At 67.7% G+C, this 21,633-nt stretch carries 18 protein-coding genes, 1 pseudogene and 1 riboswitch; of the genes and pseudogenes, 6 read left to right on the top strand and 13 right to left on the bottom strand.

Annotation, left to right across the window (positions count from 1 at the left end; genetic code table 11):
• Window positions 1-55: 55 nt before the first annotated feature.
• Window positions 56-1,300, bottom strand: coding sequence for an IS110 family transposase (locus tag ACQEXA_RS31930; protein WP_432929107.1), 1,245 nt, complete (start codon window positions 1,298-1,300; stop codon window positions 56-58).
• 251 nt (window positions 1,301-1,551) lie between these two features.
• Window positions 1,552-1,863, bottom strand: a complete 312-nt coding sequence (locus ACQEXA_RS31925; protein ID WP_432929109.1) for a transposase — start codon at window positions 1,861-1,863, stop codon at window positions 1,552-1,554.
• 424 nt (window positions 1,864-2,287) lie between these two features.
• Between ACQEXA_RS31925 and ACQEXA_RS31920 the strand changes: the two are divergent.
• Window positions 2,288-2,428 (top strand): annotated as a pseudogene (locus ACQEXA_RS31920) (GNAT family N-acetyltransferase); the annotation flags it as partial.
• A gap of 225 nt (window positions 2,429-2,653) precedes the next feature.
• On the opposite strand, the gene ACQEXA_RS31915 reads toward ACQEXA_RS31920, so the two are convergent.
• Window positions 2,654-3,346, bottom strand: coding sequence for a class I SAM-dependent methyltransferase (locus ACQEXA_RS31915; RefSeq protein ID WP_432929110.1), 693 nt, complete (start codon window positions 3,344-3,346; stop codon window positions 2,654-2,656).
• 346 nt (window positions 3,347-3,692) lie between these two features.
• Between ACQEXA_RS31915 and ACQEXA_RS31910 the strand changes: the two genes are divergently transcribed.
• On the top strand, window positions 3,693-4,154 hold the full coding sequence (locus ACQEXA_RS31910; RefSeq protein ID WP_432929112.1) for a DUF4265 domain-containing protein: 462 nt from the start codon (window positions 3,693-3,695) through the stop codon (window positions 4,152-4,154).
• On the opposite strand, the gene ACQEXA_RS31905 is transcribed toward ACQEXA_RS31910, so the two are convergent.
• Window positions 4,123-4,563 carry a VOC family protein gene (locus ACQEXA_RS31905; RefSeq protein WP_432929114.1) on the bottom strand — a complete coding sequence of 147 codons (441 nt, stop codon included), beginning with the start codon at window positions 4,561-4,563 and terminating at the stop codon, window positions 4,123-4,125. The two genes, ACQEXA_RS31910 and ACQEXA_RS31905, sit on opposite strands and share 32 nt — an antisense overlap.
• A 458-nt stretch (window positions 4,564-5,021) precedes the next feature.
• Entirely contained in the window at window positions 5,022-5,231 is a 210-nt protein-coding gene (locus tag ACQEXA_RS31900; RefSeq protein WP_432929116.1) for a hypothetical protein, read from the bottom strand.
• 638 nt (window positions 5,232-5,869) lie between these two features.
• Here ACQEXA_RS31900 and ACQEXA_RS31895 point away from each other — a divergent pair.
• Window positions 5,870-6,688: an alpha/beta fold hydrolase gene (locus ACQEXA_RS31895; protein WP_432929117.1), complete on the top strand. Its 819-nt coding sequence runs from the start codon at window positions 5,870-5,872 to the stop codon at window positions 6,686-6,688.
• Between the two features lie 280 nt (window positions 6,689-6,968).
• Here ACQEXA_RS31895 and ACQEXA_RS31890 read toward each other — a convergent pair whose 3' ends face one another.
• Both ACQEXA_RS31890 and ACQEXA_RS31885 read right to left on the bottom strand, forming a co-directional pair.
• The gene (locus ACQEXA_RS31890) at window positions 6,969-11,057 is read right to left on the bottom strand and encodes a carboxypeptidase regulatory-like domain-containing protein (RefSeq protein WP_433131789.1); all 4,089 of its coding nucleotides are present in this window, start codon (window positions 11,055-11,057) and stop codon (window positions 6,969-6,971) included.
• A 155-nt stretch (window positions 11,058-11,212) separates the two neighbouring features.
• Window positions 11,213-11,407, bottom strand: coding sequence for a hypothetical protein (locus ACQEXA_RS31885; RefSeq protein ID WP_432929119.1), 195 nt, complete (start codon window positions 11,405-11,407; stop codon window positions 11,213-11,215).
• A 119-nt stretch (window positions 11,408-11,526) separates the two neighbouring features.
• On the opposite strand from ACQEXA_RS31885, the gene ACQEXA_RS31880 reads away from it, so the two are divergent.
• Window positions 11,527-12,480, top strand: coding sequence for a TrmB family transcriptional regulator (locus ACQEXA_RS31880; RefSeq protein ID WP_432929121.1), 954 nt, complete (start codon window positions 11,527-11,529; stop codon window positions 12,478-12,480).
• A 412-nt stretch (window positions 12,481-12,892) separates the two neighbouring features.
• Here ACQEXA_RS31880 and ACQEXA_RS31875 read toward each other — a convergent pair whose 3' ends face one another.
• From ACQEXA_RS31875 to ACQEXA_RS31860, 4 genes are all read right to left on the bottom strand, one after another.
• A complete protein-coding gene (locus ACQEXA_RS31875; RefSeq protein WP_433131787.1) occupies window positions 12,893-14,005 on the bottom strand; it encodes a hypothetical protein in 1,113 nt (370 codons plus the stop codon).
• Between the two features lie 49 nt (window positions 14,006-14,054).
• Window positions 14,055-15,161, bottom strand: coding sequence for an SPFH domain-containing protein (locus ACQEXA_RS31870; RefSeq protein ID WP_432929125.1), 1,107 nt, complete (start codon window positions 15,159-15,161; stop codon window positions 14,055-14,057).
• Between the two features lie 308 nt (window positions 15,162-15,469).
• Window positions 15,470-15,808 (bottom strand): putative quinol monooxygenase, encoded by a 339-nt coding sequence (locus ACQEXA_RS31865; protein WP_432929126.1) that lies wholly within the window; start codon window positions 15,806-15,808, stop codon window positions 15,470-15,472.
• A gap of 366 nt (window positions 15,809-16,174) precedes the next feature.
• Entirely contained in the window at window positions 16,175-16,702 is a 528-nt protein-coding gene (locus tag ACQEXA_RS31860) for a YbhB/YbcL family Raf kinase inhibitor-like protein (protein ID WP_432929128.1), read from the bottom strand.
• 586 nt (window positions 16,703-17,288) lie between these two features.
• Here ACQEXA_RS31860 and ACQEXA_RS31855 point away from each other — a divergent pair.
• Complete coding sequence (locus tag ACQEXA_RS31855; protein WP_433134665.1) at window positions 17,289-18,356, top strand: NAD(P)-dependent alcohol dehydrogenase; 1,068 nt, start codon at window positions 17,289-17,291, stop codon at window positions 18,354-18,356.
• A gap of 546 nt (window positions 18,357-18,902) precedes the next feature.
• Here the strand turns inward: ACQEXA_RS31855 and ACQEXA_RS31850 are convergent.
• Window positions 18,903-19,718 (bottom strand): 2-oxoglutarate and iron-dependent oxygenase domain-containing protein, encoded by an 816-nt coding sequence (locus tag ACQEXA_RS31850; RefSeq protein ID WP_432929130.1) that lies wholly within the window; start codon window positions 19,716-19,718, stop codon window positions 18,903-18,905.
• Window positions 19,719-20,330: 612 nt separating this feature from the next.
• Window positions 20,331-20,505: riboswitch (M-box (ykoK) riboswitch) on the bottom strand.
• Between the two features lie 226 nt (window positions 20,506-20,731).
• Here ACQEXA_RS31850 and ACQEXA_RS31845 point away from each other — a divergent pair.
• The gene (locus tag ACQEXA_RS31845) at window positions 20,732-20,899 is read left to right on the top strand and encodes a hypothetical protein (RefSeq protein WP_432929132.1); all 168 of its coding nucleotides are present in this window, start codon (window positions 20,732-20,734) and stop codon (window positions 20,897-20,899) included.
• A 172-nt stretch (window positions 20,900-21,071) separates the two neighbouring features.
• On the opposite strand, the gene ACQEXA_RS31840 is transcribed toward ACQEXA_RS31845, so the two are convergent.
• Window positions 21,072-21,425, bottom strand: coding sequence for an antibiotic biosynthesis monooxygenase family protein (locus ACQEXA_RS31840; RefSeq protein WP_359404394.1), 354 nt, complete (start codon window positions 21,423-21,425; stop codon window positions 21,072-21,074).
• Between the last annotated feature and the right edge of the window lie 208 nt (window positions 21,426-21,633).

The following is a 21,633-nucleotide window of genomic DNA, read 5'->3' as shown; positions in this document are numbered from 1 at the left end:
GCCTACTTCACGATCTCCTTCGCGAAGAAGGCCGCTGCTGAGATATGAATCCACGTCACGCCGACGTGCCCGGAACCACGGGCACCCTCATGCCCAGGTCCTCCAGCTGGGAGATCAGCCGTTGGGCTCGGCGCTCGGGCGAGTACCGGCGGGCGATCCAGTCCGATCCCAGCTCCCGGTAGGGCACCCGGTCGTGGACGATGTGCCAGTAGGCGACGATGATGTCGTGCCGGGTCGCGCCGATGGCCTTGAACCGTCCCGCACGGCCCTTGATCTGGGCATGGTGGGCGGCCAGGTAGGTACCGCGGGTGCGGGCGGCTCCCCAGGCGGCCTCGGTCAGTGCCTGTTTGAGCCAGCGCGAGCCGGGACGGGTATGCCCTGGGCGGCGCTTGCCGCCGGAGGCGTTGTTGCCGGGGCAGATACCTGCCCAGGAGGCGAGGTGGGCCGACGTGGGGAAGACCTCCATGTCCAGTCCGATCTCGGCGATCAGGACCTGGACGTTCTTCGGCCCAACGCCGGGGATGGAGCGGATCAGTTCCACCAGATCGGCGTGCGGAGCAAGGCGCCGTCCGATCTCGGCATCCAGCGTCGCCGATGCTTCCTCCAGCGAGTCGATGTGGTCCAGCAGCCGCGCTGCCAGCACACCGTGGTGCTCGGGGCGGAAACGGTTGCCCAGGGCCTCGACCAGACGGTCTTGCTTGGAGCGCAGTCGCCCCTTGGCCAGCGCCGCCAGCGCCTTCGGGTCACCCTCACCACGGATCAGCGCGTCCACGATGGCCCGGGCAGACTTCGAATACGCCTGCGAGGCCACCGAGGTCAGCTTGATCCCAGCGTCCTGCATCACCTTCTCCAGGCGCTGGATCATCCGGGTCCGCTCCTGGGTGACCGCGCTGCGCGAGCGGGTCAGATCCCGCAGATCCCGCATCTCCGGCGGCGGCACGAACGAAGGCCGTACCAGTCCGTGCTCCAACAATTGGGCGATCCACGCGGAGTCGGCCACGTCGGTCTTACGGCCCGGCACGTTGTGCATGTGATGGGCATTCAACAACCAGCACGCAAGCCGATCCTCCAGCGCGGCGAACACAGGCTTCCAATAGATCCCGGTGGCCTCCATGCCCGCCAGCTCGATATGTTCGGCGACCAGCCAGTTGCCGAGCTCACCCAGACCGCGCACGGTGGTCTGGTAAGTCCGCGTCTCATGATGCCGACTGCCCCGGCGCCTGCCGGGAACCCGGATCGTGGCGACCGCGGTATCGCGGTGCACGTCCAAGCCGGCGACCCGGTCCACGATAACGTCCATCCTCGCCTCCCCGATGATCGGCCGCGGACGGTGCCGCCCGAAGGGGCCTACCAGTCGAAGAGTCTGAGATTCGCGCTCGTGGCAGCAGTCAACGATCCCTCAGGCCCCAGCGTCATACTTTTTACGCGGACTCGAAGTACCACACGGCACCGACGTCAACCGGGCGTCACCATCCGCAGGATGACCCTGGCGAGCCGATGGCGAACAGTAGCGTTGGGCTGGCGTCCTGCAGGCGCGGTCCAGCCGGATTCTCATCCCGCCACGGTGGCGCCGCACAGCGGCGGCATGACTACTTTTACCAGGATCTCGTTCGCCTTCTTCAGCTCGGCGGCCTCACGACGCAACCGCCGCAGCTCGTCCCGCTCATCACTGGTCAGCGCGCCAGCGGGCCCCTCGCCGCGGTCGACCTTCGCCTGCTTGACCCAGCCGCGCAGCCCCTCGGCACTCACGCCGAGCTCCCGGGCAACCTCGGTCACGTTCCGACCGGAGGAGCGAACCAGCTCCACCGCGTCCTGCTTGAACTCGGGCGTGTACCGCTTGCTCATGTTGCTCTTGCCACTCAACCTGGACTGCTTCCTCTGGGACCCAACCGTCCCAGTATCAGGCTGTCCAGCTCAGCGGGGGAACTTCAAACCGAGCCATCCCCCTCCGCCGCGAACATCCGGCATGCAGGTCAATCACAGCAATGACAGGGCACGGAACACCCCTGCACATCCCCGGGTTGCCCGGTGCAGGACCGAACTGGCAGCCCTGATAAGCAATTCGTCGGTGACCCGAGGTGCGAGGGGAAGGCAGTGCAGATCGCGAACGGAACCGACTGGGGCACCTGTCCGTCGCTGACGGGGGTCAGGATGTAACGCACCGGGGGCCAAACGGAGCAGCTGCAAGACGACCGTCTCGGACTGAAATGGACGCTGCTGGACGGCGGACGCGTAGACCTGCGGTCCCGGATCAGGGTCATGCGAGCTCGGATCGCGTTCGGGACGAAGAGGTCGTGGTGGCACACTCCTGACTACCACCTGGCACCCAGGCGAGGACGGGCCGGAACGTTTCTACCGAGCACTCGGGTTCCGTCCGACGGGCGAGACCAGTGGGGACCAGACAGTTGGCGAGTTGGACTTGCAGTAGAGCGTGATCCGCCGGACAGGACCTCGGCTTCTGATCGACTAAAAAGCAGAGGGTCGGCTGTGCCCTGCGTGCCCGGTCCGGCGGGGCGCAGCGGGGACTGACGGGGAACAGCGGTGCCGATCGCGCTCCGACCCAGGTCAGGGAGTTGCCAGGTCAGCCGTCATCCGCATACGGCGTCTTCCGAACAGCGACGAGCCCGACGTCCAGTCGTCGAGGCACATACCCCTAGGCCGCGAAACCCGCCCGCGCCCATGTCCGGTCCTCCGTCAGGTACTTGTCTACCTTCAGGCCCACCTCCGCGAGCGCCCCCTCGAACTGCTCCTTCGTCAGCGGCCGGGACAGGAACGTTTGTGTCCATGTGGCATCAGGGAACTCGTACTCCGCATATATGGAGTCCACCCCATCACCGGATGGCTCGGCCGACACGATCCGCACTGTGAACCCGCTGGGCTCGACACGCTCACGCGGCAGGTTCGTATGCCAGTCCTCGCCCTCTCGCTGGATCAGCACGCAGCCGCCCGTCGCGAGATGCCGGACGCAGGTGCGCAGCAGCGCCCGACGCGCTTCAGTGTCTCCGGCGTGCACAAGGAACGACGCGAGCATCACCACGTCGAATGTCTCGCCCAGGTCAAGGTCCTCGATCGGGCTGCATATCGTGCGCGCCCCGCGGACTCGGTTGAGCATCTCTGGGGACTCGTCCACGGCGGTGACCGTAAAACCCAGCTCCAGGAGCGGGTGGGTCACGCGCCCCACGCCACAGCCCAGCTCCAGGACGTGCGCACCCGCCGGCACGGCCGCGGCGACAATGTCCGGCTCATCCCCGACCGGCAGCCGCGAGTACAGCTCGACCGCGCAGCCGTCCGGGGTGATCACCCCGGGCCCGGTCCCCTGATGTCCCGCTCGCCTACTGAGCCCCATGCCTGTCCAACGGGCCGGGCCAGACGGCCGTTCCCCTACCCCGCCGGTTTCCTCGTGGCGCCGACCGCGGGAACCAGCTCCGGGGGCCCGTCCTCCGAGAGAACGACGCCTGCAAGCGACCAGCCGGGGCTCAATGCGCTGGAGCCGGACTCGCCTGAGTGTCCAACTGCGTGACAACGCCGACACACACCGGCGAACAAGCACGGACAGCTGCGGACCATCGGGGCACGTGAGAGACATGCCGGCCCGAGGTCCAGCGCCCAGCGAAGTTCGTTCGGGACGAAGAGGTCGCCATCGAAAGAGTGCCCCTCCAGGCGGCCCGCTTGATGCGTGCATCCTGGGCAGCATGACGCATCCCAGCGGCTCGTACGTGAAGGTGCACTTCCGGCTTGGGATAGAGGCCGACTGGCCTCCGGCCTCGGTGGAAAGTCTGTGGGCCATCGACCAGGGTGACGGCACTGTGCGGCTCGACAACATCCCCTGGTTCGTCCGAGGCATCGCCTGCGGGGACATCGTGGCCACGGAGCCCGACGAGGAAGGCGTGCGATGGGGCGGCGGGGTGGTTCGGCGTTCGGAGAACTGCACCATCCGCCTCATCGTGTTCCGTGACGGCGGCTCAGGAGTTGTGCGGAAGAGCGTGATCAACGCGTTTCAGGAACTCGGCGTCGACGGCGAGGGCATAGAGCGGTTCGGCACGACTTCGGAGGTGGCGAGCCGCCTCTCTCCCAGGTCCATCTCATGGCTTCCGTTCGGCTGCATGGTTCGGTTCCTCCTTCTCAGTGCAGTTGCTCGGCCAGCCCGACGATGATGCCCTCCGGGCCGCGGAGGTAGCAGAGCAGATAGCTGTCCTCGAACCGGGCGATCTCGCCGACGAGTTCGGCGCCATGGGGGCGCAGGCGGGCAACGGTGTCCTCGATGTCGTCGACGGCGAACATGACGCGGTGCGTGCCCAGAATGTTGTGCGGCCGATTACGCGACCCGGCGCTGATCACCGCGGGGCTGCGGTACTTCGCCAGCTCGAGCCGGCCGTGACCGTCCGGGGTCCGGACCATCGCGATGTCACAGCGGACGCCGTCGAGTCCGGTGCACTGGTCGGCGAAGAGGCCCTCGACCTCCGCCCTGCCCTCCAGCTCCATACCGAGTTCCAGGAAGAACGCGATGGCGGCCTCCATGTCCTCGACGACGATGCCGACGTTGTCCATCCGCTGAATCGCCATGCTGGTTTCTCCTTCTTCCTGGTGCGGCCGGTGGTGGCCGCTGATGTCCCTGGGACGGAGCCGGTGGCACGTTCTCGACATCCCCAGACCGCCGAACTCCGAAAAATCTGGATCGCGCCTCAGGTGAGATTCATCCGGATGCACCAACCCACCGCCAGCACGATGAGAATGGCTCCCACGAAGGCCCACACCGTGGTTGCTGCGCTGTGCGCGGTATAGATCAGGGCAAGCATGCTCAGCCAGATACCCGGCGGGAGCGGCCGTAGCCAGTGGACGTTGGCGCCCCCTGCTGAATACGTGTCGAAGGCGCCGATCCATCGCGCTCGGCGTCCGTGGAGCACCAGGTCAGGAGGGATGCGCCGACGATCACACGAGTCGCCTTCTAAGCGCTTGGCCTGCGAGATGGGGCCAGCCGGCCGAGCGGTCACCCACAACCTGACCGCGCTGGCCATGGAGCCTCACGAGTAGAAGCCGACCCAGTACTCCTCATGACCGCACGCGAAGTCTTCCGGCCGCTCTGCCCTCAACACTTCGTACCGGGCGACAAAGGCGTTCAGGGCCTCATGGAGCGAACAGCCCAGATGGTCACGCAGGATCTTGATGCCGCGGAGGATCTGGTTGCCGAAGATCTGGTCATCGGCGAGGCTGATGGTTGCGCCGTTGGTCATGGCTACGATCGAAGCCGGGCGATGAATCTCTTGGCAAGGCCCTTTCCCCGTGCCACAACCGTGCCAGAACGAGCGGGGAGCCATGGGGAAGGGCGGGCGCCGGCAGGGCGTGTACCGCCTGTCCGCCGACATGCTGCTTCCGCAGGTCAGCCTCGGAGTCGCTCAACCTCGCTCTAAAGCGGTGCCGCGGTGTCGATCACGGACCCGGCCGATCCCACGAACACAATCCGCCGGGCCCCTCGTGGCCCTCCTCTCTGGAAGAACCCGCTCCTCGCGCAGTCATGAGAACAGCACCATGGACGCGGGTCCCATCGCGGCCTCGCAGGCGACGCTCCCTCCCCCGGTCGCCGGAAGCACTCCGAGCGGCGCCGCCCCCATCCCGGCATCTGCGGACGTGACCGTCACGACGGCACCCCACCCGCTTGCCATCACGCCTCCTACCTGCATGGACGCGCCTTTTGCCATCTGCAGACCTCCCTCCAGGACGCCACGCGGGTAATATAGGAGCATGTGCGCGTATTGTTGGTTCGAGCGCCCGCTTCGAACCTGTACCGCGCGCCTCTGGGCGGCGTCTTCGGACCACGTCAGGACGACCGCCCTTGGCATACGAAAAGAGCCCACTCAGAAAGGGCGAGTACATGAGTGAGATCAAGCCCCGGTTCCGGAGGGTCGACGGACTGTCCATTCGCTATGCCGAGAGCGAGGACGGACCCCGCGACCGAGAAGCGCTGCTGCTGAGCCCGTTTCCGGAAAGCCTCTACGCCTACCACGCGACCTGGTCGCGATTGGCCGAGACCACTCGCCTGATCGCCGTGGACCTGCCGGGGTTCGGGCACTCGAACATGCGGGAGGACCTGCTGTCACCGAGGGCAATGAGCGACTTCATCGTGCGGATCGCCGACGAGTTGGGACTGGCGAAGCCACACATCGTGGGCCCGGACATCGGCACCAGCGCGGTGCTGTTCGCCGCGGCCCAGCACCCGGACCGCTTTCGCAGCGCCGTCGTGGGCAGCGGAGGCGCGTCGGCCCCGCTGCAGCTGGCAGGCCCGTTGGATGAGTGGGTGCATGCCGAGGACCTTGCACCGTACCGGGCACTCCACCCCAAGGACATCGTCACGATCGCCATCAGCAAGATCAAGGGCTACGACGTGCCGGAGATCGTGCGCGAGGACTACATCGGGGCCTACGTGGGCCAGCGGATCGTCGACCAAATGGCATACCTCCGCGCCTACCGCGAGGACCTACCGGTCCTGCGCGATCTGCTGCCCGGCATCGAACTGCCTGTGCAGGTCATCGGCGGCCGCGACGACCACGTGGTGCCGGTTGAGAACGCCGAGTACCTGCACCGGCACCTGCCCAACAGCAGGCTCGACATCGTCGACATCGGCCACTACATCTGGGAACAGGCCCCGGAGGAATACGCCAGGATCGTCAATGACTGGTGGGCAGTGAACTGATCGCCATCCCGAGGGAGCAGCAGATCGCGGAGTGCCGACATCACCAGGTGACATCGACGCAGTTGCCCGACCGTAGAAGAGGCCGACCGTCCGGGGATCAGGTACACGGCCGCGAGCACGAGTTCCGGCAGGGTACGCCGATGGCCGGATCCAGCAACGATGCCGCCGTGGAGCCGGCGGTACGAGACGTCCGCCGTGCCGCCTGACCGGGAGCCAGGCGGCACGGCGGAAGGGTGCTGCGGTCGGTCGACCTCGGCTGAGGCCGACCGAGGTTGCCCGGTTACAGCTTCGTGAGAGTCACATTGGTGATAGTGGCCCGACCCTTCTGGAACCGCACCTTCAAGGTGACCGGCTTGTAACCGTCCTTGGCCACGATCGCCGTGAGCGGGCTGTTGCCGGCGTCCAGCCACAGGCCGTAAGCGCCATTGGCCTCCGTGAACAGGGTGTACTGGGAGCTGGACGAGTCGAGCTCGACCGTTGCTCCGCTGATCGGGGCGGTGCCGCCGGTGTCGGTCGTCCCGAGCACGGTGCCGGAGACCTTGCCCCATGTCTTGGGCGGGGCCACGGTCAGGGTGACCGGGACCTTCCCCGTGACGTACGGCGTGTCGGCACCCACCGACAGATAGGCCGTGTAGACGCCGGGCTGGGACACCTCGGGCACCGAGGCGTTCAGCGTGACGGCCACGGTCGTGCTCTGGCCGGGCTGCAGGGTGAACTTCTGGGCGTCGGTGCTCATCCAGGTGACGTCGACCGGCTCTTCCTGGTCGTAGCCGGCGAGCCGCTGGACGGCCGGGGTCAGAGTTCCGTTGCCCAGTTCACCGCCGACCTTGTAGAAGCCCAGTGCGCCGCCGGCCTTGGCGCCGGCCTGATCGGCGTTCGCCAGAGCGGTCCAGCTGTTGCTGGACGGGTCGTAGGCGAAGGACTGGTTGGTGGCTTCCTGCGCGCCGAGTGACTCGGTGACACCGGTGGACACGACCAGCTGGCCGTTGGCGGCGGCGTAGGCCGAGCCCCACAGTGGAATCGGCAGGTCCGCGATCTTCGACCAGGTGTTGGCGGCGGGGTCGAACTTGTACGCGTGCCGGCTGGCGCCGCCCTGCGAGGAGGTGCCGCCTGCGCAGTAGAGCTCGCCCTGGATGCCGGCGCAGGACTCCCAGGAGGTCGGCTCCGGGTACGCGGCGAGCTGGGTCCAGCTGCCGGCGGCCGGATCGTAGGCCTCGACGTCGGTCATGCCGCAGGCGAAGCCGCTGCAGCCGCCGACCGTGTACAGCTTGCCGTTCAGCACGGCGCTTCCGGCGCTGAAGCGCGGGTCGGGGTCGGTCGAACTGCCGGTGCTCCAGGTGTTGGTGGTGGTGTTGTAGATCTCGAGCTTGGGATCGTTTCCGCCACCGGGTCCCGTTCCGCCGGTGATGTAGAGCTTGCCGTTGATGAACCCGTGGGCCGCGCCCTCGCGAGCGTCGGTCGCGCCGGCGAGTTTGGTCCAGGTCCCGGCCACCGGGTCGAGGACGTACAGAGCCGAGCTGTCCTTGCCGTTCCCCCCGTAGCCGAGAGCGGAATAGATCTTGCCGCGGTAGCTGTCGACGGAGCCCGAGGCGCTGTTGACGGGCAGGTTGGGGGCAGCCTCCCAGACGCCGCTTCCGGTGCCGTCCTGCGGCGCGACCGTGGAACCGGACGTGTCGCTCTTGGTCACCGAGGGGAGCGGGGAGAACGTGCCCTTGATGAGCTGCAGAGGCGCGCCCTTGACAGTGGCGGTCGTCATGCCGTCGGGGTGCTCACCAAGCGTGACGGACGCAGGCAGGCCACCGGTATTGGTGATCTTCAGGTTCTGCGTGCTCCTGCCGCCCCAGGCCACCGAAGAGCTGATAGAAGCCGTGGTGGAGATCTGACCGGCCTGGAGGACGAAGGGGGTGTTCACCACGGTGTCGGCGCCCACCTCCACAGCCTTGTCCAGCGCGCCGTAGCGCCACTTCTCCGCAGTGAGCTTGACGGATCCAGCCGGCGAGAACAGGTGGTAGAAGCCGTCGCCGAGGCCGGGGTCGTCAGGTGTGGCGGCAGCGATGGCACGAACCGTTGACGAGCCATCGGCCGTCACCGTGGCGCCGACGAGTCCATGACCGGTGTTGGCGTCGGTCACGGTACCGGTGACCAGGCCGCCGGGAACCGGAGCGAAGTCGCGCTGGCCGACGAAGACATTGTCCAGAGCCCATGAGCCGAACGTGGTGTTGAAGTGGAAACGGACCTGTACGGCAGGTTTGCCGGCGTAGCCGGTGAGGGGCAGGACGATCTTTCCGTTCGTGAAGGCCGACGACCAGATGGTCTGCCAGTTCTGGCCGCCGTCGTCGCTGACCTGCGCCGAGACCGCGTCCGCGTTGATGGTTGCGACGTCCGTGTCAAAGGTCAGTTCGGGGTTCGGCGCGTTGCCGAGGTCGTACACCGGGGACGTCAAGTACGTGTCCTGCTGCTCGTACCCGTAGACGTCCGTGCGTGCCGTGGCGAAACCGCCACTGCCTCCGGTGGTGTTGCCATAGGAGCCCGGGTCGTCGAACTCCCAGCCATGGGTGGTGCCGTCGGCGTTGACCACACTCCAGCCGTCGGGCGTGGAGGTCGAGTCGAAGGGCTCAGTCCGGCCGGTCTCTTTGAGCTGGTACCCGTCGGCGTCGGCGTCCCAGACGTCTACGGTGGACGGTACCTCGACGCTCAGTGGCGTTGTGCCGACCTCGATCGTCTTGGTGGCGGTCTGGTAGCCGTTGTACGCGGGGTTGACGCGCAGCTTGTAGGACGCGTTCTGCGGCAGCTTCAGGGAGAACGCACCGGTCATCGGGTCGGTCCAGGTCGGCGCACCCGGAACACCCAGGGCGGAGACCGTGGCGTAGAGGGGCCAGCCGTGGCCGGAACCGTCCACGACCTTGCCGGAGACCGTGACGCTGGGGACCGCGGTCAGAACGACGTCCTCGGTGAGGTTCGCGCCGTCGGCGAGATCCACTCCGGTGACGGTGCGGGATGCGTAGCCGTATGCCGCGACCGTGATGTCGTAATGGCCGACCGGTGCGACCAGCGAGTAGGTGCCATCGGCCCGGGTGTAGGCGGACGCCGAACCGGCGGTGACCAGCGCGCGCGACACGGCGGCGCCGGTGGTGCCGTCGGTGACCTTGCCGGTGATCTGGCCATGCGGGCCGGTGCGGAAGGCCGTCAGGCCGTTGGGCGTGCCCAGGCCTGTGGGACCGTCGTAGCCGGGGCCGGCGGTGCACAGGTAGTCCGGGGCGCAGGTGCCGTTGTTCCCTGTGGTCACATCGTTGATGGCCTTGGTCGCCGCGTACGGATAGGCGTTGGGGTAACTGCCGGCCGTGGGCGTACCCGCATCGGCGTAGACGCCGGCGATGATCGGCGAGGACACACTGGTGCCGCCGAAGACTGCCCAGCCGCCTCCGCCATAGGTCTGGTAGACCGCGACGCCGGTAGCCGGGTCGGCGACCGCCGAGACGTCGGCCACGGTGCGGTTGGCACAGCCCGAGTCGGTCTGGAAGGCGGGCTTGGGCTCATAGATCGAACAGCCGGAACCGGCGCCGCTCCCGTCGTTGCCCTTCCACACGGACTCCTTCCAGCCGCGCTGGGCGCTCGAGTCACGCGCCAGCGAGGTGCCACCGACGGCGGTGACGTGGCTGGAGGCCGCGGGATACGTCACGCCGTAGGCGAAGTCGCCGGAGGAAGCCACCACCGCGACGCCTGGGTGGTCATAGTGCGCGTCCCAGGAGAGCTCCTCGCCGACCTCACCACTGCCGGGGTCGGAGCTGTAGGCCGAGCCGTAGGAGTTGGAGACGTACTTGGCGCCGAGGGCGACCGCCTCGTCGACGCTGGCGCCGAGGTCGTCGATGCTGGGCGAGTCGGCCTCGACGAGCAGGATGTGCGCGTTGGGCGCGATCGCGGAGACCATTTCGAGGTCGAGCGCGATCTCCCCTGCCCAGCTCGGGTCGGGCGTCGGGTAGTGGGTGCCGCCGCGCTGGTCGACTTTGGAGAAGCAGCCGTTGTCGGTGGTGCAGTCGGGAAGCCCGTACTGCTTGCGGTAGACGGCGAGGTCAGCCTCGGCGGTAGGGTCGTCGTCGGCGTCGACGATCGCGATGGTCTGTCCGGCACCGCCGTCGGACGGGAGGTTGTAGGCGCTCCACAGGTCGGCGGGGCCGTAACCGTTGGGAGTGGCTGTCTGCGCCAGCCTCTTGACGGCCTTGATGTCGGTGCGGCGCTCTGCGAAGCAGCTGAACTCGCCCGGCTTTGCGGCGGCGCAGGTGTGCTCCACGCGGATGGTGCTGCTCGGCGCGGTGGAGTCGGCTGACGGCGTCACCGCTTGCGCCGGGGTTTGTACGCCCAGGAGCGCCATCGCGACACTGCTGAGCACAGCCAGGCCGGCGGAGACGCTCCGCCCTCTGCGCGGACTGTTTCTGATGGTGTGCAAAACGGCGAACGCAGTGCCGGGCACTGCGGCGAGTAGCGAAGCAGCGGGAAGGCCCGCCGCCCGCCGTCGTCTTGGGTCGTTCATTTGGGAACCCTCCGGTCCGGAACCACACGACTGCGGCCGCGGCGGTAGCTGTCCAGTGCCGGCGAGCCCGGCACATAGGCGTGGGACGGATCGAAGCCCGTGCTGATCGCGACGGTTTTCGCGGGCGGTGCGGTGGCCTCTTGCTGAGCGGCTGTCGCAGAGCCGTCCCCGCGGTTGCGCTGGATACGCACTCGCGCCTCCTTCCCAAGATCGCTGTGTTTTTCGTCACGCTGGCACGCCGTGAAGTCCGCTGGAAGGGAGGATGGGCGGGTAGTTCGCGTCAGTGTCGTGAATACGGTGGTGATGGGAAGTGCTGGAAGCGCTGGGGCTGACACCGGGACAACAGGAGGTCTACCTGGGCCTCCTGGACGGTGGCCCCGCCACGTCCGCCGAAATCCGCGCCCGCGTGGCGTACGCGGGGGTGACTGCGTCGCTCACGGCGCTGGAGACGAAAGGGCTGGTCTCCCGGCTGCCGGGCCGCCCCGTGCGGTACCAACCCGCGCGCCCTGACATGGCGATGGAAGTGCTGGTCCGCTCCCAGGAGCAAGCGCTGCAGCAAGTACGGGTGCTTGCCGCCGGGCTGATGGAGCGTTACCGCACCGGGCAGAAGGCGGTGAGCCCCGACGAGATCGTCGAGACCGTGACCACCCGCGAGGGCATCGTGCAGCGACTCGCCCAGCTCCAGCGCAGCGCCGTTCAGCAGGTCAGCATTTTCGACCGGCCCCCGTACATCCAGGGCCTCGGGACCAACGCCATCGAGTCAGAGCTGTTGCCGACGGGAGTGCGGTACCGCTGCGTCTACGACCGGTCCGGGCTCGAACTGCCGGGCCGACTGGCCGCGATCCGCGAACTGGTGGCGAGCGGCGAGGAGGCGCGGGTGACGACCGGGGTTCCGGTCAAGATGTTCATCGCCGACGACCGGATCGGGCTGATCTCTCTGGAGCGCTCCCCGACCAGCGACAGTGCGCTGATTATTCATCAGTCCTCGCTACTGGACACCTTGATCGCTCTGTTCCAGCGGGCGTGGGCGGACGCGGTGCCGATCCGGTTCGGTCCGCCGGGCGCTGCGCCGACGCCGGACAAGACACACCACGGCACCCTGCTCGGCCTGCTGGCCGCCGGCCTGACCGACGAGGCGATAGCTCGGCATATGGGTTGGCACCCCCGGACCGCCCAGCGCCGCGTCCGCGACCTCATGGTTGAACTCGGAGCGCAGACCCGCTTCCAGGCAGGTCTGCAAGCCGCTCGCCGGGGCTGGCTGTAGACGCTCGCCTGCCGTAGTAGGCGTCGTCGTCACTGTTCCATGCGGACGCTGTCGGCTCGGGCCACGTACGCGTCCTGCCGAACGGAAGGGTACTCGACGCTGAGGTCAGGAACCGCTCAATGGCAGGGGTTTGTGAACGACGCCTGACGCCCGACTGCACCTGCTGACGGCAACGGGGACGTACGACGAGGCACGAGGGCCGTAGTCAGCGGACTGGGCCCGGCCATGGGGAGGGGCCCCACTGTTGGGCCTGTACCTGGCGGGATGAACTCCTAGAGCGGGTGTCGCAGGTTCGAATCCTGCGACACCCCTGCCATCGTCGCTGGTGCAGCACAAGGTCCCGTCATCGGAAGCGTTCTGCGGGTGGCTGCGGCGAATACGCGGCGAAGTTTCTGCGGCGTCTCCGACACAGCTAGCTGTGCCTCAGCCCCAGATACAGCAGGATGCCTGCGCTCACCACGGCCAGGGCGGCGAGCACGGCCGTCACGATCTTCAACACGCTGTACGGCCGCTCACCGATCACCTCGCCGGTGCGGGCGTTCACCATGACCTGCCAGCTCCGGCCCGCGTGCAGATAACTCAGAATCCACACTGGCAGCAAGAGCAACTTGAAGGTCAGGTCGGAGTAGCGGGTGTCCACGGAATGCACTCGCTGCTCGTCGCCGCCGATGTCGTTACGGCAGCTGGCCTCGATCACCGAGGCCATCTTCGTCTTGGCCGTGTCCAGGCCCGCCTCCGGCTCGATGTCGTAGCGCACGGTCTGGAAGCCCGCCAGGTACTCCTCCTGGTACGGCCGCGCCTCGTCCAGCGGCCACGGGTGCAGCTTGTCCAACTGCTTCTGGGTCATCTGGGTGGTGCCCGGCACCAGGACGTCGTCGAAGTCTTCGACGACGGTCCCGGACGCGGGCCACCATCGGGTGCGCTGCACCTCACGGGTTTCGGTGCGCGTCTCGCCGCCCTCGGTGACGGTGTGGGTCTCGGTCACCCAGTAATGCTCTCCCCGCTCGCCGCGGTAGTGCGAGATCGTGGCGGCGTCGTAGGTCCAGTGCGGCAGATAGCTGCCCTTTGACGTCTCCGCCTCGGTGACCTTCTTCAGGCTGGAGGGAGCGAACCAGCGCGAGGACGTCCACGCACGCAGTGCCTTTCGCGCGGCGGAGCGATCCAAGCCGAACGGCACCACGGCCTCGGGGACGACCCGCTCGGTGGGGGCCGCGTCGGCAACCAGCGGCGTGGCACAGAACTGGCACCGCACGGAAAGGGAGTCACTCTCGGTGCACGCCTGGCAGCCCGGGCAGTGGAAGGTCCGCAGCGCGCCCGGGGTGGCCAGTGGTTTGGCGGGCAGCGTGGCCAGTTCCTCGAACGGATGCTCCTGCACCTGCCGCAGCACGGGCACAATGGCCTGTTCATGCTGGCAGTAGGAGCAACGCAGCGCGGCGGTGCTGGGCGCGTACTCCACGGTGGCTCCGCAGGCCTCGCACGGGAAGGTGCGTGAGGCTGCGGGATCGGCGGTGCTCGGATCGGTCATGGCCGTTCCTCTCAGGGCCGCTGCAGGAAGTCCGAAACGACGTGGTGGCTCAGGACTGCGGGGGGAGCGGCGGAGGGGTGCTGACAAAGAGCCGGGCAAGTTCCTGCACCTGCTCGGCCGGCAGCCATCCGGACATGCCCGGCTGCCAGACCAGGGTGCCGCGGGTCAGGGCGCCGTTGCTGATCAGCCCGAGCAGCGCTGCAGTGTCGTACGGACCCTGCTGCTGCCCGCCGGCGCCGAGGTACCACTGCTGCTGGGTGGGCAGGGGAGGCGGGGTCACCGCGGGCGAGGCGGGTGCCGGCGGCGGGGTGAGGCCGGCTGCCAGGCGCTGACCCAGCGCCATACCGACCCCCAGCCCGACGCCCTCACCGGGGCCGCCGGGATTGCGGGCCGCATCGCCGATCGCCTCGGCGGCCTGGAACTGGGTATAGCGTCCGAGGTCGCCGACGATCCCCATCCGGGAACGGGTGTCGATGGCGGCCTCGACCTCCTCGGGGAGGGAGATGTTCTCGATCACGAACTTGGGTATCGCGATGCCGACCGAGGCCAGTTCCTCGCTGAGCAGCCCAGCCAGCCGGGCGCCCAGTGCGTCCTGCTGGGTCGCCAGGTCCAGCACGGGTACCTGCGCGGCGGCCAGCGCGTTGGCCAGTCGCCCGACGATGAGCTGACGCAGGTACTCCTGCACCTCCTCGGTGCGGAACTCCGGGTCGGTGCCTGCCAGTTCGCGCAGCAGAGCGGCGGCGTCGGTGACCCGGGCGGCGAAGGCGCCGAAGGCTCGCAACCGCACCATCCCGAACTCCGGGTCGCGGACGATGACGGGGTTGCGGGTGCCCCACTTGAGGTCGGTGAACTGGCGGGTGGTGACGAAGTAGACCTCCGCCTTGAACGGCGAGTGGAACCCGTGCTTCCAACCCTTGAGCGTCGCGAGCAGCGGCAGGTTCTGGGTCTCCAGGGTGTAGGTGCCCGGGGTGAAGACATCCGCGATCCGGCCTTCGTTGACAAAGACCGCGACCTGGGACTCCCGAACCACCAGTCGGGCACCCATCTTGATCTCGTTCTCGTACCGCGGGAAGCGCCACACGATGGTGTCGCGGCTGTCGTCCGTCCACTCGACGATGTCTACGAACTCACCGCGCACGCGATCCATCAGTCCCATGCTCCCCCACACTCCCGCATGCGCTCAGCTGCTCTCCCCGCTCGGTTGGACACTAACAAGCTGCTCGGCGGGGCTGTGCCCTGGGTCGGCTCGCAGTCGGCACAGCCGCCCCCTGGCCGGCCCGCTGGGGGCCCCACGGTGGCTCGCGTCACGGCAGTTTCAAAGATCGTGGACTAAGGACTCACCCCCAAGTCCCACGATGCGGCATCCCGAAAGCCGACCAAGGAGCCTGACAACCACACTTGGACGTTTCTCCTGCGGCATTTCGGGGCGGTAGGTGCCACGTGTGCGCCACCATGCCGCGAGTCTTACTGCACAGTTGTGACGACTGCATGGCGGTCTGCCAGCAGGGGCACGATGCGCTTCAGCACGAGGTCCCGGAAGTGGGCGCTGTCGCGGTGGGCGTCCACCGCCGCCTGGTCGGCGTAGTGCTCGACGAGCACGAGGTCGCCGTCGGCGGCGCCGTCGGGGCGGTAGATCTGGTAGCCGAGGCAGCCAGGCTCGGCTCGGGAATCCCGGATCAGTTCGGGGAGCATGGATGCGATCGTCTCGCTCTCACCGGCCCTCGGGCTCCAGCGGGCAATCACGACGACCTCGCCTGGTCGTGCATCGTCCAGCGGCCAGATGTTCGCGGGGTTGTCGCTCACGGGTTCGTACTCCTCGTGGTCTCAACGATCGGTGATCCCGACCCCTGGGTAGCAACGGCGCTCCAGGGTCGGCCGTGCATCAGTAGCGCACGACGGCGTCCAGGACCTGCCACCATACGAATCCTTGCCGACCCGCGTGGCTTCGTGGCCATTCGACACGGGAGGCAGACGCATCAGTGGTCACAGCGTGGTGGCGGGCCGGTTTCGTCTCTGAAGCCGAAGACCACAACCTGCAGCACGGGGTGACGCCGGCAGCCACAGCAGTGTCTCCGCGCGTGCCTCGCACGCCGTCGGCTTCATGAGCGCTCCGCCCGGTACTGGAACGGCATTCCGCCTTCTGGGGTCGCCGTGCCTGCGTCCAGTCGCTCACCGCTCGTAGGTCCCGTACATGGTTGCCCGTGCGATTGCGTGGGTGAACAAAAGGAAGTCCATGAGGGCAGGGGTCGTCGCCGCGGACACCTCCAGTTTCTCCACGTCGACGGCATGCACCACGAGGAAGTAGCGGTCGGGACCGTTGCCTGGTGGTGTCGCCGGACCCAGGTACCTTCTGTAGCCGGCGTCGTTGGCCAGCGTCACCGCGCCGCCGGGCAGCTCGCTTCCGTCTCCCGCCCCGGCCGGAAGATCGGTCACGGAGGCAGGAAGGTTGGCCACAGCCCAATGCCAGAAGCCTGAGGCAGTGGGCACATCGGGGTCGAACATCGCGACGGTGAAACTGCGTGTCCCCTCGGGGTGGCCGGACCAGCTCAGCTGCGGTGAGATGTCCGATCCACCCGCTCCCAGGATGCCACTCACCTGCTCGCGGGCCAGGGGCTCGCCGTCGGCCACGGACTCCGAGGTCACCGAGAAGGTCCTGATCGGCGGCATGAAGTCGTAGGGACCATAGGGTTTGATCACGGCAATCCCTCGTATCCACTACCGGTGATCGGGGAGGGCGAAAGGCGCTGCCGGCGTCAGTCCGCCGCAGTCGCTGTCCTGTGACGGTCGCTGTGGTTGCCCGGGTCAAGGGGCCGCTGTGGCCGGGCCGGCTGTTTCCCCTTGCTGCTGTCTGGCAGGGACTCTGCTCGCCATACGGGCCTCGAATGCCCGTATGGCGAGGGAAAGACACGGTGGCACGGGCCGGCTTCAGCGCGCCTGCGCTGCCGTGTAGCCACGTATGCAGCGTGGCACTCCCATGCGTCAACCGTAGGCCGCGAAGGGGGACCGGGCCACCGCGTGACCGCAGCTCGGCGATGCTGCCGGGGCCTCCCCCGCCGTGGCGCCGAAGCCATGCGAAGAGTGGTTTGCGGCGCTCACCCCGCGACGCTCTCCCGATGCCTCTCGCCCTTCGAATCTCCGGATGCGTGGTAACGGCCGACGCGGGAACCTGGTGACATCCGAAGCGGAGCGGCGGCCGCGGGGACCGGTCACGGCGCCCAGTCTCGCCACGCTGCACCGGCTCGTGCCGCTGCTTGCCTGCGAAAGCGAGGCACCCCCCATGCAGATGCGAGCAGCTCGGATGTACGGATACAACGAACCCCTTCGGATCGAAGAGGTTCCCGTGCCGGATCCCGCGCCGGACGAGATTCTGTTGAAAGTCGCCGCGACAGGTATGTGCCGAAGCGACTACCAGCTCGTCGACGGCTATTTCAAAGGTCCGTTTCCTGTGGACTTGCCTTACATCCCGGGACACGAGGTCACGGGCCGTGTAGCCGGCCTGGGCAGCGCTGTACCGGCAACGATCGACTGCTCAGAGGGCGACATGGTCGTCGTCAATCCCAGCTGGGGAGACGGCACATGCCGCCAGTGCCGCGAAGGCAACGAACATCTGTGCAGCGGCAACGGCCGGTGGGTGGGCTTCGGCCCCCCAGGAGGCTTCGCCGAGTACATAGCCGTGGAGTACCGCCACGCCATTCCGGTCTCCGAGGAGGCCGCGAAGACGCCTGAGCTCCTCGCCCCGATGACCGACGCGGGCATGACTCCGTACCGCGGGATGAGGAAGCTCCGGGACGCCGGCAAGCTCGGCCCGGGCCGCATCGTCGCCGTCACGGGTATCGGCGGTCTGGGCAGCTACGCGGTCCAGTACGCGAAGCTGCTCGGAAGCGGCGCGACTGTGGTGGCGCTCGCGCGTACGGACAGCAAGCTGGACGTGGCGAGGGAGAACGGCGCGGACTACGGGATCAACGTCAGGGACAAGTCCGCCGAGGCCATCCAGGACGAGTTGGAGGGGCTGACCGGTCGCAGGACGATCGACGCGATCCTGGACTGCGTCGGCAGCGAGGCATCGATCTCGATGGGGTTCGACCTGCTGGGCCCCGAGGGCGCACTGGCGGCCATCGGCCTCATGGGCCACCGCGTCGAGCACAATCAGTTCCCCTTCGTAGGGATGGAGCTGTCCTACCTCGGTTCCTTCTGGGGCAACCACATGGACCTCGTCGAGGTGCTCTCCCTCGCCGAAGCCGGCCTCGTCAAACACAACGTCACCAAAGTCAGGCTCGAAGACATCAACGAGAACCTGGAGGCCCTGGGCCGCGGCGACGTCGTCGGACGACGGGTCATCGTCTTCGAATGAGGATCGTGCGGTATGCGCTGCCAGGGGCAGGCCGCCCGCCGACTGCAGACCGTGCGTCCTGGCTCGAGCAGGCACGCGCCGATGGGTCTTTGAGGTGCGATTACGTGGCCACCTGTCCTGCCGCCTCTCGCACCCGGAACGGGCCTCGCGGGCACCATCACAGGCGTTTACCCGGCGATCCGCGCCTCCATGGGCGCCAGTGATGAGCGCCGGGTACTACACGGGAATCGAACCCCTATAGCGGGTGTCGAAGGTTCGAATCCTGCCGGGGCACCAGCCAAAAGGCCCCGGACCGATCATAGTCCGGGGCCTTTGACGCCACCGACCGGGCGGCCGTTCCTCGTCGCGAAGACATCGCCGTCCTCCGTCCAGGCCACGCCCGTGCGCGCCAAGGGTGCCGGCGCGGCGGTGCGATGCACAGAGCGGGCATCGGAACAACAGCACCCGGTTGTTCACGTCCACGTCCGACCAGCGCAGGCTCACCATCCGCCGGCTTCCTTCGGCCGCCGAGTCTGCGCGGCGGCCGAAGCGGTGCGCGGGGAGCGGTCAGAGGGCCGGGACGTCCGGGAGTCCGAACATCGAGGGGTTGCTGCGGATCTTCTCGCGCAGGTCCACCTGTGTCGTGTCCGGCTCGGTGGTCCAGGCGTAGATCGGCTCGGCGAGCTCCGGATTGACGAAGTACATCAGCGCGGTGCGGTTGGTCATGTGCAGGTTGCGCACCTGGTGGTAGAGCGCCGGGATCCGGCCGCCGGTGAGGTCGGCGAAGACCGAGCCCGGCATCAGGAGCACCTCGTCGGCCGCGGTCTGCATCGGGCAGGCTTCGCCGTTCAGCCACAGTTCCAGGCCGGGTGCGGTGGTGTGAATCACCGTGACCAGGTGGCCGTCCTCGTGCTTGTCCTGCAGCAGGTCGCGGTCGGAGTCCGCCGTCGCGTAGTTGTTGAGCTGCATGTAGGAGGCCGCCTCGAACGGCAGCGCCTTGTGACCGCCGAGTTGTGCGGCCACCTCGCCGACGGTGTCCGCGACGAACGCGGACAGGTACGCGCGCCAGGCCAGCAGTGCCTCGGTCAACTCCGCTATCTCGGCGGAGTTCGGGATCAGGTCGAGCCGGTCGTGCCAGAGGGTGAAGCAGTCGTTGAGGTCCGGGCGCTCCGCGCTGACCGAGAACTCACGGCCCAGCGGGCGGTAGCCGAAGTTGAAGTCCGCGGCTGCGTAGCGCTCCTTCTCGCCGACCGGTCGGCCGAAGAACTGCCGGCTCTCGCCGAGTACTCGGTGCAACAGGGGTTCTCCGCCGTCGCGGAGGGTGATTCGGGCGTAGCCGTCGCGCAGCAGATCGCCGGCAGCTTGCGTGGCAGTGGTGAGCATGGTGCTTCTCTATCTGTATCTGGGTGCCTGAGCGGGCATCGGGGAATCGACGGAACGTCACTGGGGCAGCCACCGACGGCCGAGGCCTGCGGATCGCGACACGTCCGTGCCGTCACGGCGGTAAGCCGGCGAGCACTCGCACGGCGGGCCATGGCGACGGAGGCACCGGCAACCCCGCACGGCGTCACGGGCAGGGGTGAGGGCACGCCCGGGGCAGTGCGCGTCGGGTGAGACGACCGGGGCGGGTCGGCGTTCGCGATACGGCGCCCGCGCGCACATGGAAGGGCAACCCGTGACGGCAGGGAGACGACACTGGCGAAGGCACGCGGACAGACAGGCCAGGCTCGTTGAGTTGCCGCTCGCAGGAAGGACTCCGAACGGAACACAACTGGGCTCTGCCACAGTGAAGTTGGATTTACAGCACCGCTACGGGCTCAGGTGCGGGAGGCAGCCTGAGCGAGAGCGGGTCGGGTACTCGGACTACTGCCGGGACACATCCCGACTGCCTCCTCTCGTGACCGCGCACCTCGGTGCGCTCGTCCACGCGGACGACGGCATCGCCGCCCGCCCCAGGGCAGCACGAAGTCCTTCCCGGACCACGGCCGCACTTGGCCGACACCCTCCACGTAGGAGTTTCAGCACTGCGCGGCGTGTCCCCACCCGTCCTGGGCGGGAAGCCACGGCCACCCCTTGATCCGGGGGGACCTGTCCTGAACCTGGGCGTCCCTCGACGTCGTCGGGTCAGTGGGTTGTAACCGCGCAGACGCCTCACCGAACGAGGTGTCGCGCCGGACAGTATGGCCCAGGCTCGAAGCGCCCTGTCAACTACGGAATCCACTGTGCACCGGTGGCACCCCACGGCCCGTGACCTGCGCGTATGGGTGTCGTCAAAGACAAGCGGAATTCCATCATTCTCGTGTCAAGGCCGGCGTCAGCAGCGGATGCGGGGGTGTATTCGAACAGTGCGGGGACGGCTTCCCGCGCCCCGTGCCCAGGAGAGGAAGCGATCGGCGATGACAGCATCAGAGTCCACCACGGTCACCCATCAGGGCGAGGACGCCCCTCACGCTCCCGAGTCGGAAAACGGCGAGCGCCACTCCCCCGACTCGGAGTCCGGCACCGAGGAGCACAACCGCATGGTGGCTGTGCACTGCCACGTCGCCATGGACTACTCCGAGTAGCCCTCCTGGACCGCAGAGCCCGGGGATCCGGCGCCTCTCGAAAAGTCATCGCCGCTGGTAGGAGCGGTGTCGGCTGGTCGGTCGAGAGCACTTCCTGGCGACCGTGAGCTACTCGCGGGACGGTCGCTGAGGTGACTTCGGTTGGTCAGCCTGCCATCGGGCGCCGCGGGGCCTACGCTCGCGTGAACCCGTGGCTCCGCTCCACTTTCGCCACATGCAGCGTGTAGCTCTCGTACCACTCGGTTTGCCCGCGCTTCTGCGCCGCGCGGTGCTCGGCGTTGGTCCGCCACTCCGTGAGGGCGTCGGCGTCGCGGAAGTACCCGACCGTGATGCCCAGCCCGCCAGGAGTCTGCGCGTGGTCCATCCCCAGGAACCCAGGGACGTCCTTCACCAGGTCTTCCATGCGTGCATTGGTCTCGCTGTAGCCGCTCTGGTCCTGAGTTCGCACCGTGGTGAAGACAGCCACGTAGTAGGGGGGTTCAAAGGCCTCGACGGGCGCGACAGGCGCTTCCGAGTGATTGCTCATGGCGCCACCGTAAGGCGGGATGAGCCCGCCGATCCAGCATCTTTCCTGAACGGGATGCATGAGGGATCGGGCTCTTGACCAAAGCTGTCCGAGGTCTCCGCCAGCTCCCGGAAACGGCCACGAGCCTGCCGGCTCACAGAACGGCGCGCGGGTCGGAGAACCAGGGCGAACGTCGGCTGATGCGGCATCAGCGGCCGATCGCTGGGAC

It is taken from the genome of Streptomyces sp. CA-106110 (genome assembly GCF_050936285.1).
Classification (GTDB): Bacteria; Actinomycetota; Actinomycetes; order Streptomycetales; family Streptomycetaceae; genus Streptomyces.
The sequence above is the reverse complement of the archived record's forward strand: the minus strand, read 5'-3'. Positions and strand labels throughout refer to the sequence as shown.

Bases quoted from the DNA above. Each gene is read 5' to 3' on its own strand.
- ACQEXA_RS31905 (WP_432929114.1), bottom strand. From the start codon at position 4,563: ATGGCGATTCAGCGGATGGACAACGTCGGCATCGTCGTCGAGGACATG.
- ACQEXA_RS31875 (WP_433131787.1), bottom strand. From the start codon at position 14,005: ATGACCGATCCGAGCACCGCCGATCCCGCAGCCTCACGCACCTTCCCG.
- ACQEXA_RS31870 (WP_432929125.1), bottom strand. From the start codon at position 15,161: ATGGGACTGATGGATCGCGTGCGCGGTGAGTTCGTAGACATCGTCGAG.
- ACQEXA_RS31850 (WP_432929130.1), bottom strand. From the start codon at position 19,718: ATGCTCACCACTGCCACGCAAGCTGCCGGCGATCTGCTGCGCGACGGC.
- ACQEXA_RS31855 (WP_433134665.1), top strand. From the start codon at position 17,289: ATGCGAGCAGCTCGGATGTACGGATACAACGAACCCCTTCGGATCGAA.
- ACQEXA_RS31900 (WP_432929116.1), bottom strand. From the start codon at position 5,231: ATGACCAACGGCGCAACCATCAGCCTCGCCGATGACCAGATCTTCGGC.
- ACQEXA_RS31910 (WP_432929112.1), top strand. From the start codon at position 3,693: ATGACGCATCCCAGCGGCTCGTACGTGAAGGTGCACTTCCGGCTTGGG.
- ACQEXA_RS31890 (WP_433131789.1), bottom strand. From the start codon at position 11,057: ATGGCGCTCCTGGGCGTACAAACCCCGGCGCAAGCGGTGACGCCGTCA.
- ACQEXA_RS31845 (WP_432929132.1), top strand. From the start codon at position 20,732: ATGACAGCATCAGAGTCCACCACGGTCACCCATCAGGGCGAGGACGCC.
- ACQEXA_RS31895 (WP_432929117.1), top strand. From the start codon at position 5,870: ATGAGTGAGATCAAGCCCCGGTTCCGGAGGGTCGACGGACTGTCCATT.
- ACQEXA_RS31915 (WP_432929110.1), bottom strand. From the start codon at position 3,346: ATGGGGCTCAGTAGGCGAGCGGGACATCAGGGGACCGGGCCCGGGGTG.
- ACQEXA_RS31840 (WP_359404394.1), bottom strand. From the start codon at position 21,425: ATGAGCAATCACTCGGAAGCGCCTGTCGCGCCCGTCGAGGCCTTTGAA.
- ACQEXA_RS31930 (WP_432929107.1), bottom strand. From the start codon at position 1,300: ATGGACGTTATCGTGGACCGGGTCGCCGGCTTGGACGTGCACCGCGAT.